A 14151-nucleotide genomic window follows, 5' to 3' on the forward strand; every position below is an offset into this window, starting at 1 on the left:
CCATTCGGTTTGCACGGCTTTTTGTTTGTCTGCACGGCGAGCCGGAACGCCTGCGCTTGACCGCTCACTATATGCGAAAGATTCCCGGCGGCAACCTCGCGCAACTGCTCAAAAAACAGGCTAGAATGGCGTCCGATTCAGGAGAACACATCATGACGGCAACACGGATCGAGCGGGACTCCATTGGCGACATGGCGATCCCCGCTGATGCGGACTACGGCAGCCAGACGGCGCGGGCGGCGGAGAATTTCCCCATCACCGGCATCCTGCTCCGGCATTATCCGGAATTCGTGCAGTCCCTCGCCATGGCCAAGAAGGCCGCCGCCATGGCCAATTGGGAACTGGGGCAGCTCGATCCCAAAGTGGCCGATGCCATCATCAGGGCCTGCGATCAGGTGATCGCCGGAGAGGGCCACCAGCACTTCATCGTCGACATGCTGCAGGGCGGCGCCGGCACCTCCACCAACATGAACGCCAATGAAGTGATTGCCAACATGGCGCTGCGCAATCTTGGGAAACCGCGCGGCGATTATGCCGCCGTCAATCCCAACGATCATGTGAACCTGTCGCAGTCCACCAACGATGTCTATCCCACCGCCGTGCGCCTCACCATCCTGCGCAGCTGCCCGGAACTGATCGAGGCGCAGCAGGCGCTCCGCGATGCGCTGATGCAGAAGGCCGTGGAGTTCGATGACGTCATCAAGGTGGGGCGCACGCAATTGATGGACGCGGTGCCGATGCGGCTCGGTTCCGAGTTCCGCGCCTTCGCCGTCACCATCGGCGAGGACATCGAACGCCTGCGCGAATTCTCGAACCTGCTGCGCGAGGTGAACCTCGGCGGCACCGCCATCGGCACCGGCATCAACACGCCGGAAGGCTATTCGGTGAAGGTGATCCAGCATTTGTCTGATGTGTCCGGCGTGGCGCTCACACCGGCGGCGGATTTGATCGAAGCGACGTCAGATCTGGGCGCCTTCGTCACCTTCTCGGGCGTGCTCAAACGCATCGCCGTCAAGCTCTCCAAGATGTGCAATGATTTGCGCCTTCTCAATTCCGGCCCGCGCGCCGGCTTGGGCGAAATCCGCCTGCCCGCCGTTCAGGCTGGCTCCTCCATCATGCCGGGCAAGGTCAATCCGGTCATCCCCGAGGTCGTGAACCAGATCGCCTATCAGGTGATCGGCAATGATTTGACCGTCACCATGGCGGCGGAAGCGGGGCAGTTGCAGCTCAATGCCATGGAGCCGGTGATCGTGCTCAACATCCTGCAATCCATGCGCATGCTCATCCGCGGCCAGCGCACGCTGCGCGAAAAATGCATCATCGGCATCGAAGCCGACCGCGAGCGCTGCCGTGAATTGCTGGAAGGCTCGCTCGTCGCCGTCACGGCCATCAATCCCTATATCGGCTATGGCGCCGCCAGCCAGGTGGCGAAGGAGGCGTTGAAAACACGGCGCTCCATCCGCGAGGTGGTTCTGGCCCACGGGCTGATGACCGAGGCGCAGCTGAACGATGCCTTCTCGACAGAGAATCTTCTCGGCCAGCACCGGAAACGCTAGCGCTGCGACAGCACCGGGTGGCCGATCTCGCGCAGCAGCTTGCGCCGCATGGCTCCGGCATAGTCATCATAGGAATTGGCTGTCACGACGAAACTGTCAGGGCCCGCCTTGACCGCGTTCTCATAGTAGCTTCCCACGAACGCATCCTGATTGGTGATCGCGAGCCCGTTGACGGTGATGTGCAGCCGGAGCGCCAGTGCATGGGCTTCCGGCAGCATCACGGCGCCGCTCGATGGCGTTTCTTCGCCATCGCCTGAGACATCAACAACCTTGCGCGCGCTGGTGAATCCGTTGCCGTCAAAGCTGCGTATCGCCGCGGCAATGCCGTCGCCAATGCTGGTGGCGCCGTTCTGCGCGCGGGGAAAAACTCCACCTTCCGTGCAAAGGCTTCCGCCTGCCGGGCCGTGCCAATGGCAAACCAGCCGCTTTGGCTCTGCGGTTCCTGATAATCCGCCCACACCAGAAGGTTCACGGCGATCTTTCCCGCAGGGCCATCCTCGATCGCTTTCAGGATAACAGGGTCACGGAACGCCAGCGCGATGCCTTGAAGCTGCAGGGCATATTCTTGAGGGTCAACGCTGCCGGATGCATCTACGGCCAGAACCAGCTGAAGATCGACAGGCTCCACGGCTTTGGCCGGCGAAGCCGCCGCCACGATGAGAAGACCGCCCGTCAGCAAGAGTTTTCCCATGCGTCACTTTAACAGGATCGGGGCGCAATGTATGCCGCATTTTCGCCCCGGATGATGCCGGTTGCACAATGCCCGTCCTTCAATTTGAGCAGACCCGTTTAACCGCCGTTCAGTGCGTCCCTTAAGCCATCCTCCAGCCTTGCGGGCTATGATCGGCCCATGACCCATGAAGCCGCCAGCGAACGGCGTGCCGCGCTACGCCACAAGGTTTTGAAAACCGGCAAGCTGATCCTGCCGCATTCGAACGCCGTGGTGGATGCGGTGGTGACGGATATTTCCCTCACCGGGGCACGGCTTCAGCCGCCTTCGGGTTTTCCGTTGCCGGAGCTTTTCGATCTCTATCTTCCCGATGAGGCGATCCGCGTAGCCAGTGAAGTCACCTGGCGTGCAGGCGATGAAGTGGGCATCCGCTTCACCGCTGTGGCGCGTCCCTTTACGCTGGACGAGCGGCACGGATCGGCGCCCAGCCTTCTCAGGAGCGACAACAGCAACAGCGGCATCCCGGCGGCGCACCGTCTGGCCAATGCGCCGGATCCGCAATCGCTCCACATCCATCCCGATTTCCGCCTGGGCTACGAAATGCATCCGCTGGATTCTGATCGGGGCGATTGCCTGGTTGAAATCCATCTCACCAACAACGGCGAAATCGGCGCCTGCCATCCCTTCATCTGCCTGCCGTCGCTCGGCCTCCATATCGTTCCGGCCGAAGGCTGGGACATGCGCGAGGTAACGTCGGTGCGCCGCATGCTGCGGATCGGCCAGCCGTCCAGCGCAGTTCTTGAACAGGGCGCAAGCGTTCATTGCTGCACGGTGAAGCTTCCCTTCTCAAGCAGTGACGGCGGCGTGCTTGAATATGAAGTGGGAAGCCGCCATCCGCTGGAAACCCTCCCCGATCTGCGCCTCACCTGCACGGCCGGCGCCGGGAACTATCCCACCGGACGCCTGCCGCTCATCGTTCCGGCAGATGTCATCAGCAACTATCTCCGCGATCTGAGCGCCGAGGGCCGCCTTCCGGCTGAAATCGCAGCCGCAAAACGCTAAGCCCCAGTTTATTGTGTCTTTCGCAGCGGGGCGACGTCCGCTGCCGTAACAGCGCCCGCGGAATTGCCCCAGCCGCTGCGCAGGAAACTTTCCAGCACAGCCACATCATCGTCTGAAAGCCGGTTGGCAAAGGCGGGCATGCGAAGCCGGGCGGACCGCGCTGCCGTCGAAGGCATTTCCGCGCCGTTGAGGATCGTATCGGTCAAGCCGCCTGTCTGTTTCGCCGTCACCAGCGCATTGCCGACGAGCGACGGGAACACCGATGCCGCGCCCTTGCCATCCGCCATGTGGCAGGCCGAACAATTGTTGAGATAAAGCTGTTCGCCCAGCGACAGATCAGTGGCTGCCTTGAGCTTCGTGGTCGTCGGGTCATTGGCCGCCGCGATGCGGTCAGCGACTTTCTGGTCCGCCGGCGCGGGCGGTTCGGGCGTCGGCGCTGTTTCTCCAATGGCGCGCAGATAGGCCACCATCGCCTTGGCGTCATCGGGCGTCATATATTGCAGCGATTCTTCGACAGCCAGTTTCATCTCGCCCGAGACAACGTCATGGCTGTTGCGCCCGGTGGTGAGATAGTCGAGCAAATCCTGGTCCGACCACTTCATCAGCGCCGAATGCGCGGTGCGCAAATCGGGCGCCGGCCAGTTGCCGATCACCCCGCCGGTGAGGAATGTGGCGGACCCTGCATCGGTGCCGTTCTGCGACATGATGGGCGTGCGCGGGCTGTGGCAGGCGGCGCAATGGCCGGGCCCCTCCACCAGATAGGCGCCGCGCGCCAGCACCGGGTCGGCGGCAATCTTGTCCGGCTTCGCCTTGAACCCGGCTTCGCCCAGCGCCGCCCAGTTCCACACGCGAATGCCCCAGCGCTGGTTGAATGGGAAAGAAAGGGCCGTGCGTTGAGTACGGTTGGAAACCGGCTTCACGTCATGCATCAGATAATCATAGATCGAGCGGATATCCTGCTCCGACAGCTTGCGGTAATTTTCATAAGGCATGGCCGGGTAAAGATGCCTGCCGCCCTTGCCGATGCCATCCACAAGCGCGCCGCGGAACTCATCAAGGCTCCAGGCGCCGATGCCGGTGTCTTTGTCCGGCGTGATGTTGGACGCCCAGATGGTGCCCATCGGGCTGTCGATCGCCCGCCCGCCGGCCAGGAATGCGCCGCCGGGGGCCGTGTGGCAGGCCGCGCAATCGGCCATGCGCATGGCATATTCGCCCTGCCCTGCCGCGGGCTTCCAGTCAGCGGCGAGGTTTTCCGTGGGCTTCGTCAGTTCGGCGGGCACATAGATGATCGCCAGAATGGCAATCACCGCCAAAGCGGCCAGCCCGATGATGACGCGGAGAAATGTTTTCATGGCATCGCCTCCTCACATCAAAGCCCGGGGATTCTTGAGATAGTCCGTACGCAGAGCATGTGCCGCCCAGTAGGCTAGCCCGCCCAGCGGGCCGGTGGGATTGTATTGCGTGTTCTGCGGGAAGGCGGAGGCGCCCATCACCCACACATTATGGCAGTCCCAGGATTGCAGATAGCGGTTCAGCGCCGAGGTCCTGGGATCGGTTCCCATGATCGCGCCGCCAACGTTATGCGTGGACTGATAGGCCGTCACGTCGAAATGATCGCCCGGCTTCTTGTAGCCCGAAGCCATGAAATCGGGGCTCATCGCCTTGGCCATTTCCTCGATCTTGCCGCGCATGAACTGCGTCATGCGTATGTCATTGTCCTTCCAGTCGAAGGTCATGCGCATCAGTGGCCGCCCATATCGGTCCTTGTAGGTCGGGTCGAGGTCGAGATAGGTGTCGCGATAGGCCATGTTGGAGCCATGGGTGGCGATCGACATGTTGTGGCCGTACCAGTCATGCACCGCCTGTTTCCATCCGCCGCCCCATGAGGCCGTTCCGGGCGGCAGCGACATCTGCTCGATGGGCCGCCCGCCCGTGTGCGCGCCGGTGATATAGCTGCCGCCGATGAAGCCTTCCTTGGCGAAATCGATCTGCCCGATTGAAAAATCGTCCATCGACATGCCGGCCGATCCGGTGCCCACGAAAGGATTGAACACCTTGTCACGGAACCACATCGAGGTGCCGCCCGTCACCTGATAGGAATAGTTCCGCCCGATCACGCCTTCGCCTGTCGCGGGATCATAGGGCTGGCCGATCTGGGATAGCAGCAGCAGGTGCACATTGTGCAGCGAGAAGGCGCACACCAGCACAAGGTCCGCCGGCTGGAACACCTCTTCGCCCGTCTTGCCGTCGATATAGGTCACGCCAGAAGCCGTCTTGCCGTCCGGCGATTTCTCGATCTTCAGAACTTCCGAATTCACCTTGTAGGAAAAATTCGGCATGCGCTTCAGCGCGTCGAGAACGCACACCTGCGGACTCGACTTTGAATAATTGTTGCAGCCATAGCGCTCGCAGAAGCCGCAATAATTGCAGGGTCCCATCTGCATGCCATAGTCGTTCACATAAGGAACGGAGGCGTGGCCTGAAGGCCTGGGAAACGGGTGATAACCCATCTTGCGCGCCGTCTCGGCGAAGAGTTCGGAATCCCAGGTGTTCTTCATCGGCGGCATCGGATAATCGGTGGAGCGCGGCGCCTCAAACGGATTGCCGCCTTCCTGAATCTTGCCGTTCAGATTCCCGGCCTTGCCAGCAATGCCCGCTACACGCTCGAACTTGGCATGGAAGGGGTCAAGCTCCGCTGCCGTCACGCCCCAGTCCTGCAACTGCATGCCTTCCGGAATGATCTTGGCGCCGAAATTTTCTTCCACATAGCTCTTGAGGCGGAGTTCAACCTCCATCTGCCGCCATGTCTGGCCGTTCCAGTGCACGCCGGCACCTCCCACGCCATCGCCCGGCAGGAACGCGCCGAGATGGCGATAGGGCAAAGCCACCTGATCGGTTGTGTGGCGGATGGTGAGGGTGGATTTCGCTGGCTTCTGCATCAACCCGTAGCGGATGCCGTATTTCAGTTCATCGAAGGCCTCGGGATATTGAAAGTCGGGCACCGTGTTGCGGTCTTCGCCGCGCTCGAGCGCCAGAATATTCAGCCCTTCCTGCGCCAGTTCCATGCCGAGGATCGAGCCTGTCCAGCCCAGCCCAATGATGACAACGTCTTTTTTCGGATCGGTTCTCGAAGCCATGGTTCAAGCCCTCTCACCGCTGAGTGACACGGGGCCTGGCGGATATTTTGCGTTGGGCCGGCCCACCCATTCGGTGAAATTGCCGCGCGCACCCGGAAAGCCAATCCATACCCAGGCCTGCATCTTGTAATTGCCGCCGTGGCTCGGGTCGGCGAAATAGCCTTCCTTTGTGTTGGCCAGCAGGAACGAAAAAAAGTCACGCAGTTCCGGCTCAAGCTTCGCCTCGCCCTTCTGCAGGGAGGTCAGCGCCTGGTCCTGCTTTTCGGCGGGCAGTTTGGCGAACGCATCGCCATGCGTGGTCTTGCACCACGCGTCGAAGGCAGGGATCGCTTGCCGGTAAATCTCCGCCGGCGGCAGCGGGCTCTGGAAGCCGAGCGTCGGTTCGGCCGCGGGCTGGTACGGCCCAACCATGTACCAGTCCGTGCCCTTGCCGAAATCGCCAGCCAACTGCCGGTCTATATACACCGGCACGCGGCATTCAATGGCGCCGGGGCCGTTGCCATCGGATGGGATAAGGCGGGCGCACGCCGCCATCACGAAGGCCCATTCATCGGCATTCAGATATTCAGGCTTGTACTGGTCGAGCGGCGGCAGATCCTTCATCGCCTCGGCGCGGGCCTGAAGCGGCATCGGGATCAGTGTCGCGCTGGCTGCCGTGCCCAGAAGAAATCCGCGCCGCGATGTGTGGCTGGAGTTGTCCATCATGGCCTTGTCCTTTTACCTGAGCGTCGAAAGCTGGGTTTGGCTGGGATGATGTTTGGCCGAAAGATTTGGCCAAGCTGATGAAAGATCAGTCTATCATTCTGAAGCAGTGCGGAAAGTAAATTGGCTCCATGGAAATGGATACCTCATATGCCGCAATATCAGGGATCGCTTCCGGGCCTTGCGCGTTAAATACAATGTCCATTTTTTAACGGAGCAATCACCCGGCGGAAATTTTCTCTTGTGAAACAGAAACTGGTGCAGAGCCGTCAGAACTTTCCGCAATCGCTGGGCGGCGCTTCATTGGCGAAGCGTTTGGCCATCCATTCCACCGCATTGTGGGCGGCATCGCGGGCGATGAAAGCGTGGGTGACGCCGTCATACATCTTGAACTTTACCGCGCTGCCGCGCTGGCACAAGGATTGCGCATAGGCTGCCGTCACCTGCGGCCGCACCAGCCCGTCCTTGCTGCCTTGGACGACGAAAACCGGAATATCGGCGGGAAGGGGGCCGGGCGTATTTTCACGCAAAAGACGCTTCCAGGGTTCGACCTGTGACAGGTCGCTGACACTCAGAAATCCCTTTTCAAGCTCTTTAGTCGGTCCGCGCCGGGTGAGCATGTCGAACCAGCGCTCGATGCAGAGATCCGCCAGCTTGTCGATGACGGGCCTTGCCTCAGGCAGGACGACCGGATCAAGAGAGGCATCATAAACGCGCGACCATGACCACAGCGTCATGGCGGTAATGTTGTTGCCGCCGCCCGTGCCCTGGTCATCCTGCATGAGCGTTGCAAGTTCCGTGGCGGGCGCGGCAACCGCAATACCGGCAAGATGTAGCTCTGGTGCATAGGATTTGGCCAGCAGCCCGGAAAACAGCGCGGCATGGCCACCCTGCGAATGGCCCCAGACGGCATAGTCCAGCGACGCCTCGGCGCCCGGCAGCCGCCGCGCCGCCCTTACGGAATCGAGCACCGCATGCCCTTCGCTGGCGCCCACCAGATAGGGATGAACCTCAGGCGTGCCGAGGCCCGGATAGTCCGTGGCCGTGACGATATAACCCTGGTCGAGCAGTTCCTTCAGGCCCTGCACGGAGTCAAAGAACACATGCGCCAGCGACGGCGCGCATTTCTCCACCACGCCCGTGGTCGGATGCGCCCAGGCGACGATGCGCCGCCCCCCCGGCGGGATGGGCGCTGCGGTGGGAATGATGACGACGCCGGAGACCATAACTTCAGCACCATTTTCATCGGTCGAGGTGTAGAGAATGCGATAGGCGGCGGACCCATCCGGCGCACCTTCCATGGGCTTGGCGCTGATGAGCGCGCCCGCTGCCGCAAAGGCATTGGCGGGCAGGAATGCCGCCGCAGTCAACATCACGCATGCCATTGCGAAAAAGCGGCAGGTGGATGACAAAAGCCTGCGCGGAAGGTGCATTTGCATTTTTAAGCCCCAGGGTTACAATTTGAAAATTGGATATGCGCATCTCCGCCGCCTGGCTGCGGCGGAGCGTGCTGCGATACAATTTATTTATTGCTGCAAGTTCCAAACGCCGCAAGCGAGGAGTCGGCGGTGGACATCATCAGAGAGGCGATTTCCGATTTGTCGCTGATCATCAGTTGCCAGCCATATTCGCCGTCGACGCCGTGCAGAACCAATTGCTGTTCCGTCTTGACGATCTGATCAGCATGGTCGGTGCGCGCATAGCCTGTTTCATCCACCGCAGCCACGACGCTGTTCTCGAAATCGACAGTCACTTTCAGAGGCAGTTTCATACCGTCGATCTCGCTGCCGGACTTGCACTTGCCGTCAGCATCGCAGGCCGTCATGTGCTTCATCTCGCAGCGAAGCGTCGGGATGGGCGGCGGGTTAGTAGAGGCTGCTTCATCTGCCAGCGCCACCGTTGCGGTAGAAAGGCTGAACGCAGCGATGCCGAACACCACAAAAGATTTTATGGACATGATTCATCCTCTCCCGATCAATACACGCAATACCAGGGTTTCACGCCAACCGGGCACACCGGATAGGCGGGATAGGCGGGATAGACAACCGGCGGATAGACCGGCACTGGGTGCGGCGGATAATAGTAGGGCGGAACATAGGCGGGCGCAGCAACAGCGGCCCCCGCGATGGCTCCGGCAACAAATGCCCCGCAGCCCCAGCAGCCGTGCCGCCAGTAATGCGCCGAGGCGCTGTCTGTCAGCGAAAAAACCCCCGCTGTAAGACCCATGGCAACAATAGCGGCCCGCATGGGAAGGCTTAGCGTCTTGGACATGCTCTTTCTCCTCTTAAAATACAAAGTGTGAGTTGCCGTTTGGGGCCTGGTTGAGGCGCGCTCCTTATCCTTAGGCCCGATAGATGGCCTGCATGGCGTCATGCAGTTTCAGCGCCAAGGGTGAGGATACGTATTTATCGGTAATGACTTCAATGTAAACTCCCGTGCTGGCATTTCTCGCCCTTGCCATGGCATCGTCCAGTTCCGCGCAAGTGGTCACGCGCAGGCACATCCAGTCTTCACAGCCGAAGGCATGCGGCAGTTCCGTATAGTGCCACTGAGCGAGATCATTATAGGCAATGTCCGGGTCCTTGCAGAGCAGGCGCTCGATGAGATATCCGTCATTGTTCAGCACGAATACGATGGGTTTCAGCCCCAGCCTGGCAAATTGCCCGAGTTCCTGAACGGTGAGCTGGTGCGACCCTTCGCCGGTGATGAGAACAGTCCGGCGCCCGGGCGCTGCGGTAGCAGCGCCAACTGCAGCTGGCGTGGCCCAGCCGATCGAACCCCAGAGCGTCTGATTGTGGAAAGACGCGCCTTTCGGCAGCAGCGCAAAACCCAGCCCCATGGATGCGGTGCCGGTTTCGGCAATCACCACATCGCCGGCCTCAATGAGCTTTGCCCAGCGGGGATAAAGCGCATCGGCGGTAATCGGGTCTGCACCCGATCCTTTGGCGGCGCCCAGTTGCGAGGGTTTTCTCTTTGGCCAGTCGCGGCGTGAGAGCCGTGCGGCAAGCGCCGCGAGCAGGTCTCCAAGTTCGACATTGGCGAACGTCTTTGCGCCGATGCGTGTATGGTGATGGCCAATATAAATTGTCTTGGCGGGATCAAGGCGGGCCGTGAACACACCACTGTTGAAGTCGGTCAGCGGCGCGCCGATATCGAGAACCAGATCGGCATGTTCGACGAACTTCTGCACCTCGGGCTCCAGCAGGCTGCCATCATACATGCCGATATAGCCGGGATGCTGCTCGTCCAAAACGGACTTGCCCATGAACATGGTGGCGAACGGAAGTCCTGATGCGTCGAGCAGTTCTGACAGCGCAGAGGATTGACCCGTGCGCCCCACCAGCATGCCCGCCAGCACGACAGCAGTTTTTGCCTTGGACAGCGCTTCAAGGATCGCAGCGCTGACTTGCGCCAGCGCTTGCGCATCGCTCGGCGGCATCGGGATGGGTTCGGCGGTATCAAGAACCGGCTTCAGCGCCAGGTCGGCCGGGAATCCCATGTAGACGGGGCGGCGATGGTAAAGCGCTTCAAAAATCAGCCTTTCAGTTTCGCGCGCCGCAGTCTCTGGCATCATGACCGCGGTTGCGGCGGTGACCGGCTCGCTCATCCGGCGAAACAGATCAAACTCGCCATTGCCAAGCGTATGGTGCACTGCCTTGCGGCCGGCCTGGGTCGCCATGTTCGGCATGCCCACCAGATGAAACACCGGCAGATGCTCGGCATAGGATCCGGCGATGGCATTGATGGCGCTCAGCTCGCCAACCGCGAATGTTGTGCAAACCGCGCCAACACCTTTGATGCGGGCATAGCCATCCGCGGCATAGGCTGCGTTCAGCTCATTGGTGCAGCCGATCCAGCGCATGCGCGGATCATTGCAGATGGCGTCATTGACCGGAAAGGCATAGTCACCAGGAACGCCGAACACATCGGCAATTCCGATCTCCCTCAGGCGGGAGAGGGCATATTCGATAACAGTCTTGGTCATGGCTTTGGTCCTTCAGATCAGTTTTGAGCGAGAGCAATTTGGGAACGCATGGAAGGCCGCGCCCTGTGAAGAAGGAACAGCGCGATATTCCAGCAGATTGAGGTGAGCAGGCCGAGGCCCAGCGCGGGCCATGAGCCGAGCGGCTCGGCCAGCCGGTTCACGACGAGGAAGGCCAGCGAAATACCGGCAAGGCCAGGAGCAGAGTGGGCAAGCACGGCGGCTGCAGCCTTTCCGCCGTGCCGAAAGTGTATGATGCCCGCCATGGTGACGAAAACGATGGGGAAGCAGGCTAGAACGCCCGTCACCGCGGGCGAGGCGATGAGGCCCGCAATCTCGACGGCGGCGACAACCACCGCGACACTGGCGGCCCGCAAGGTGATGTCAAGCGCGCTCGCCCGGGATGCAGGGACCTTCGCGTCTCCCAGGTGATAGGTCAGGGCGATGCAGAGCGGGAACGCCACAAGGTTGAGGATCAGGGCGGTGGCGATGCCGCGGTCGCTCCACAAAGTAAGGACGGCATAGACGGCCCAGATGGCGAGAGCGAGGCCCATGCAGGCCAGCGCATGAAACCGTTGCGCAAGCAGGGCATAGCTCGCCACAAAGAGAAGTGTCGGCACGATCTCGCCGAGGCTCGACAACGCCGTCCCTGCGATAAAACTCGTAGGATGGTTCAGCGCGATGAAGGCAAAAGCAGGGCCGCTCGCCAGCGGCAGCGTCGCCACCAGGCCACCGACGACAGGCCCGGCGCGCTCTGCAATCAGCGTCGCGCCCACCACAAGGATCGCGGCAATGGCCATTTTTGGCAACAGCGTGAGTGCCAGGGAAGATAACTCGATCATGGCCGCAATCCTGTGTGATGGGAGCAGGTAAACGTCAGAACGCCGATGCCTTGGCGAGCGCTTCGGTATAGACCGGCACCACAAGGCGCTCGATCTGTGACTGCTGCTGCGCGCCGAATACATCGTGTTCATCCACCGATGCTGAAATATTCGGGCGGTCGATGGAAATCTTGATGGCATTGCAGCTGTCGACAAAGAAGGTGCCGACGATCTGCTTTTCGGGAAGCCCCAGGATTTTCGCGATGCTGCCGGCGTGGAAGACGTTCGACCGCAGGCCCGTTTCATAGTGTTCCGGCGAGTTGAAGATGATGTCGAAGGTCAGCCGGTTGATGCCCGCGTCCTTCGAACGGATGACCACGGCCAGATCAAGAAGCCGCTGGTCGCCATGCCTGAGGCCCGCCGGAGGCACATCGGATATGCGCGACAGGGAGCGGTCGTCAAGATTTCCATTATAACCGGTGATGCCGATATCGAAATAATTTGGCCGTGCCGACCGGGTCTTTGTCCACACGTTCCCGTTCGCCTGATAATAGGTGATGGGGAACATCGTTTCCTTGATCACGCTCTCGTTCTGCAGGAGATGATAGAGCGTCCACTCATAGGCATCCGCGGCATCAAGGTTGAACAGCGAGCCGGGCTGCGCGGGGACAATCGAGGTGACCTTCGCCACATCCTTCGCATGACGCTTCGCCAGCAATGCGGGATCGCGGTCAACGGTGCGGATGAGCGCCACCGGGCTGCAGGCATCGGCATCGATGATCTCGTAGCGGGCGTTCGCCAGCGCATCGGGAAACTCCTCCCGGATCAACTTCAGCACGGCGCCTTTCACCTTGGCGTAGTTCTCGAAGAACACGGGATCACGCGTGCCACTTGGCACAACGGCGCCAAAGCTGCCATCCGCGCGCTGAAACGAGACGAGATTCGGAGACATCGGATAGGCGATATTGCCGGCTGTCGCCTTGCGGCCGGGATAGCCATAGTGGATGAGATAATGCGTCAGCAGGCTGGCCAGCAGCACCGCGCCCTCTTCCGTCTTGGAGGTTGTTTCGATGATGATGCCCAGTTCGCGCTCGTCGCCGGAAACGGGACGGGCCTGAACGCCGTTGCGGCCATAGACGAGAACATCGGCGGGCACTTTTGGCAAATCGGCCTGATCGATGCGCAGCAGCGACACTTTCCGCGCCCCGAGGCGGCGCGCGCCTTCGAGCTTGATGCTCCACGGCCAAGGCTTTGATGAACGCACGAACTGGCTGTTGCGGATTCCGGCGGTGCGCGAGTCCTTGGCGAAGAACTCCGTTTTCTCCATCACCAGAATGCCTTCCGGATAGAACTGCAGCTGCGGATGGCTTTCTTCATAAAGGGAATGCGCGGCGATCGAATAGGGTGTGCAGCGCCGTTGCGGGTTGGGAGCGACGAAAAGCGCCGAACCGTCATCATAGATTTCCGCCACCAGACAATCCGACGGCGAACCGGGATCGCAAGCCAGCGCCCCGCATTCCAGCACATGGCCGACGTGATAGGCGATGCCGGGATCGATGCCGCGCCGGATCATGTCAGACGCAAAAAGGGCGATATCGCACGAGCGCCCAGCGATCACATATTGCGCTCCGCTCTCAAGCGCGGTGATGAGCGGATGAATGCCCATCTGGCCCACAATTGTGCTTTCGCGGAGCGCCTCCTCGGAAAGCTCAGGCCCAGCACCTGTTGCACGAAGAGTCCCGGCGCGGAATTCCTTGATAACGATCTCGGGGGCAAGCTCGGCGCCGATCACCGCCACCTTGGCGTCCTTGACGCCCAGTTCCGCGAACACCTCCTTGGCCACGTCAAGCATATAAGCGATATTCCGGTCACCGCCTGCCATGCCGGACGAGCCGAGGATGACGGGCGCGCCGGTCTTCTGCGCCGCTTCCACCATGTGGCGCCAGTCCGCCTTCACGGCCTCGCGCTCGAAATATTCCGTGCCGGTTCCGAGATAATAAGGGCCTGCATCCATCGAGCCCGCATCAGAGATGATGGCATCAATGCGCCCCTGAAGGGCCGTTTCAAGAGATTCCTTAGGATACCCGTAAAGATGAGAACTCCTATGTTATTGAAATTGATGCATAGAGCACCATCAGGCCGCTGAACGTGCGGCGCGGCCTTGTTGCCCGCGCGGGCCCCGGCGGATTCCTCGCGGTGTGCCGGGAGCGGCAGCCCTCGC

Annotated in this window: 11 protein-coding genes and 1 pseudogene; 2 read left to right on the forward strand and 10 right to left on the reverse strand. The window is 61.0% G+C overall.

Translation table 11 applies throughout. The features are described 5' to 3' along the window. Positions 1 to 152 precede the first annotated feature (152 nt). Positions 153 to 1556: an aspartate ammonia-lyase gene (locus QM694_RS13960; RefSeq protein WP_415007535.1), complete on the forward strand. Its 1404-nt coding sequence runs from the start codon at positions 153 to 155 to the stop codon at positions 1554 to 1556. Here QM694_RS13960 and QM694_RS13965 read toward each other — a convergent pair. Further along, positions 1553 to 2247: pseudogene (locus tag QM694_RS13965) on the reverse strand (DUF1194 domain-containing protein). The gene QM694_RS13960 and the pseudogene QM694_RS13965 sit on opposite strands and share 4 nt — an antisense overlap. A gap of 159 nt (positions 2248 to 2406) precedes the next feature. Between QM694_RS13965 and QM694_RS13970 the strand changes: the two are divergent. Then, positions 2407 to 3288, forward strand: a complete 882-nt coding sequence (locus QM694_RS13970; protein WP_415007536.1) for a PilZ domain-containing protein — start codon at positions 2407 to 2409, stop codon at positions 3286 to 3288. Positions 3289 to 3296: 8 nt separating this feature from the next. Here QM694_RS13970 and QM694_RS13975 read toward each other — a convergent pair whose 3' ends face one another. The 9 genes from QM694_RS13975 to QM694_RS14015 form a co-directional block, all read right to left on the reverse strand. After that, positions 3297 to 4640: a c-type cytochrome gene (locus QM694_RS13975; protein WP_415007537.1), complete on the reverse strand. Its 1344-nt coding sequence runs from the start codon at positions 4638 to 4640 to the stop codon at positions 3297 to 3299. Positions 4641 to 4652: 12 nt separating this feature from the next. After that, positions 4653 to 6425 carry a GMC family oxidoreductase gene (locus QM694_RS13980; RefSeq protein ID WP_415007538.1) on the reverse strand — a complete coding sequence of 591 codons (1773 nt, stop codon included), beginning with the start codon at positions 6423 to 6425 and terminating at the stop codon, positions 4653 to 4655. A gap of 3 nt (positions 6426 to 6428) precedes the next feature. After that, positions 6429 to 7028 (reverse strand): gluconate 2-dehydrogenase subunit 3 family protein, encoded by a 600-nt coding sequence (locus tag QM694_RS13985; RefSeq protein WP_415008636.1) that lies wholly within the window; start codon positions 7026 to 7028, stop codon positions 6429 to 6431. A 368-nt stretch (positions 7029 to 7396) separates the two neighbouring features. Next, positions 7397 to 8500 (reverse strand): alpha/beta fold hydrolase, encoded by a 1104-nt coding sequence (locus tag QM694_RS13990; protein WP_415008637.1) that lies wholly within the window; start codon positions 8498 to 8500, stop codon positions 7397 to 7399. 149 nt (positions 8501 to 8649) lie between these two features. Continuing rightward, a complete protein-coding gene (locus QM694_RS13995) occupies positions 8650 to 9084 on the reverse strand; it encodes a hypothetical protein (RefSeq protein WP_415007539.1) in 435 nt (144 codons plus the stop codon). Between the two features lie 17 nt (positions 9085 to 9101). Continuing rightward, positions 9102 to 9398: a hypothetical protein gene (locus QM694_RS14000; protein ID WP_415007540.1), complete on the reverse strand. Its 297-nt coding sequence runs from the start codon at positions 9396 to 9398 to the stop codon at positions 9102 to 9104. 70 nt (positions 9399 to 9468) lie between these two features. After that, complete coding sequence (locus QM694_RS14005; RefSeq protein WP_415007541.1) at positions 9469 to 11112, reverse strand: alpha-keto acid decarboxylase family protein; 1644 nt, start codon at positions 11110 to 11112, stop codon at positions 9469 to 9471. Positions 11113 to 11129: 17 nt separating this feature from the next. Then, positions 11130 to 11951, reverse strand: coding sequence for a hypothetical protein (locus QM694_RS14010; RefSeq protein ID WP_415007542.1), 822 nt, complete (start codon positions 11949 to 11951; stop codon positions 11130 to 11132). A gap of 34 nt (positions 11952 to 11985) precedes the next feature. Beyond that, entirely contained in the window at positions 11986 to 13944 is a 1959-nt protein-coding gene (locus QM694_RS14015; protein ID WP_415007543.1) for a DUF4387 family protein, read from the reverse strand. Positions 13945 to 14151 lie beyond the last annotated feature (207 nt).

It is taken from the genome of Aestuariivirga sp., assembly GCF_047602625.1.
Classification (GTDB): domain Bacteria; phylum Pseudomonadota; class Alphaproteobacteria; order Rhizobiales; family Aestuariivirgaceae; genus Aestuariivirga.

What these genes read in the sequence shown, in the direction of transcription:
- QM694_RS13985 (WP_415008636.1), bottom strand. Translation starts at nt 7,028, where the DNA reads ATGAAGGATCTGCCGCCGCTCGACCAGTACAAGCCTGAATATCTGAAT.
- QM694_RS13960 (WP_415007535.1), top strand. Translation starts at nt 153, where the DNA reads ATGACGGCAACACGGATCGAGCGGGACTCCATTGGCGACATGGCGATC.
- QM694_RS13975 (WP_415007537.1), bottom strand. Translation starts at nt 4,640, where the DNA reads ATGAAAACATTTCTCCGCGTCATCATCGGGCTGGCCGCTTTGGCGGTG.
- QM694_RS14015 (WP_415007543.1), bottom strand. Translation starts at nt 13,944, where the DNA reads ATGGATGCAGGCCCTTATTATCTCGGAACCGGCACGGAATATTTCGAG.
- QM694_RS13990 (WP_415008637.1), bottom strand. Translation starts at nt 8,500, where the DNA reads ATGTTGACTGCGGCGGCATTCCTGCCCGCCAATGCCTTTGCGGCAGCG.
- QM694_RS13980 (WP_415007538.1), bottom strand. Translation starts at nt 6,425, where the DNA reads ATGGCTTCGAGAACCGATCCGAAAAAAGACGTTGTCATCATTGGGCTG.
- QM694_RS13970 (WP_415007536.1), top strand. Translation starts at nt 2,407, where the DNA reads ATGACCCATGAAGCCGCCAGCGAACGGCGTGCCGCGCTACGCCACAAG.
- QM694_RS14010 (WP_415007542.1), bottom strand. Translation starts at nt 11,951, where the DNA reads ATGATCGAGTTATCTTCCCTGGCACTCACGCTGTTGCCAAAAATGGCC.
- QM694_RS13995 (WP_415007539.1), bottom strand. Translation starts at nt 9,084, where the DNA reads ATGTCCATAAAATCTTTTGTGGTGTTCGGCATCGCTGCGTTCAGCCTT.
- QM694_RS14005 (WP_415007541.1), bottom strand. Translation starts at nt 11,112, where the DNA reads ATGACCAAGACTGTTATCGAATATGCCCTCTCCCGCCTGAGGGAGATC.
- QM694_RS14000 (WP_415007540.1), bottom strand. Translation starts at nt 9,398, where the DNA reads ATGTCCAAGACGCTAAGCCTTCCCATGCGGGCCGCTATTGTTGCCATG.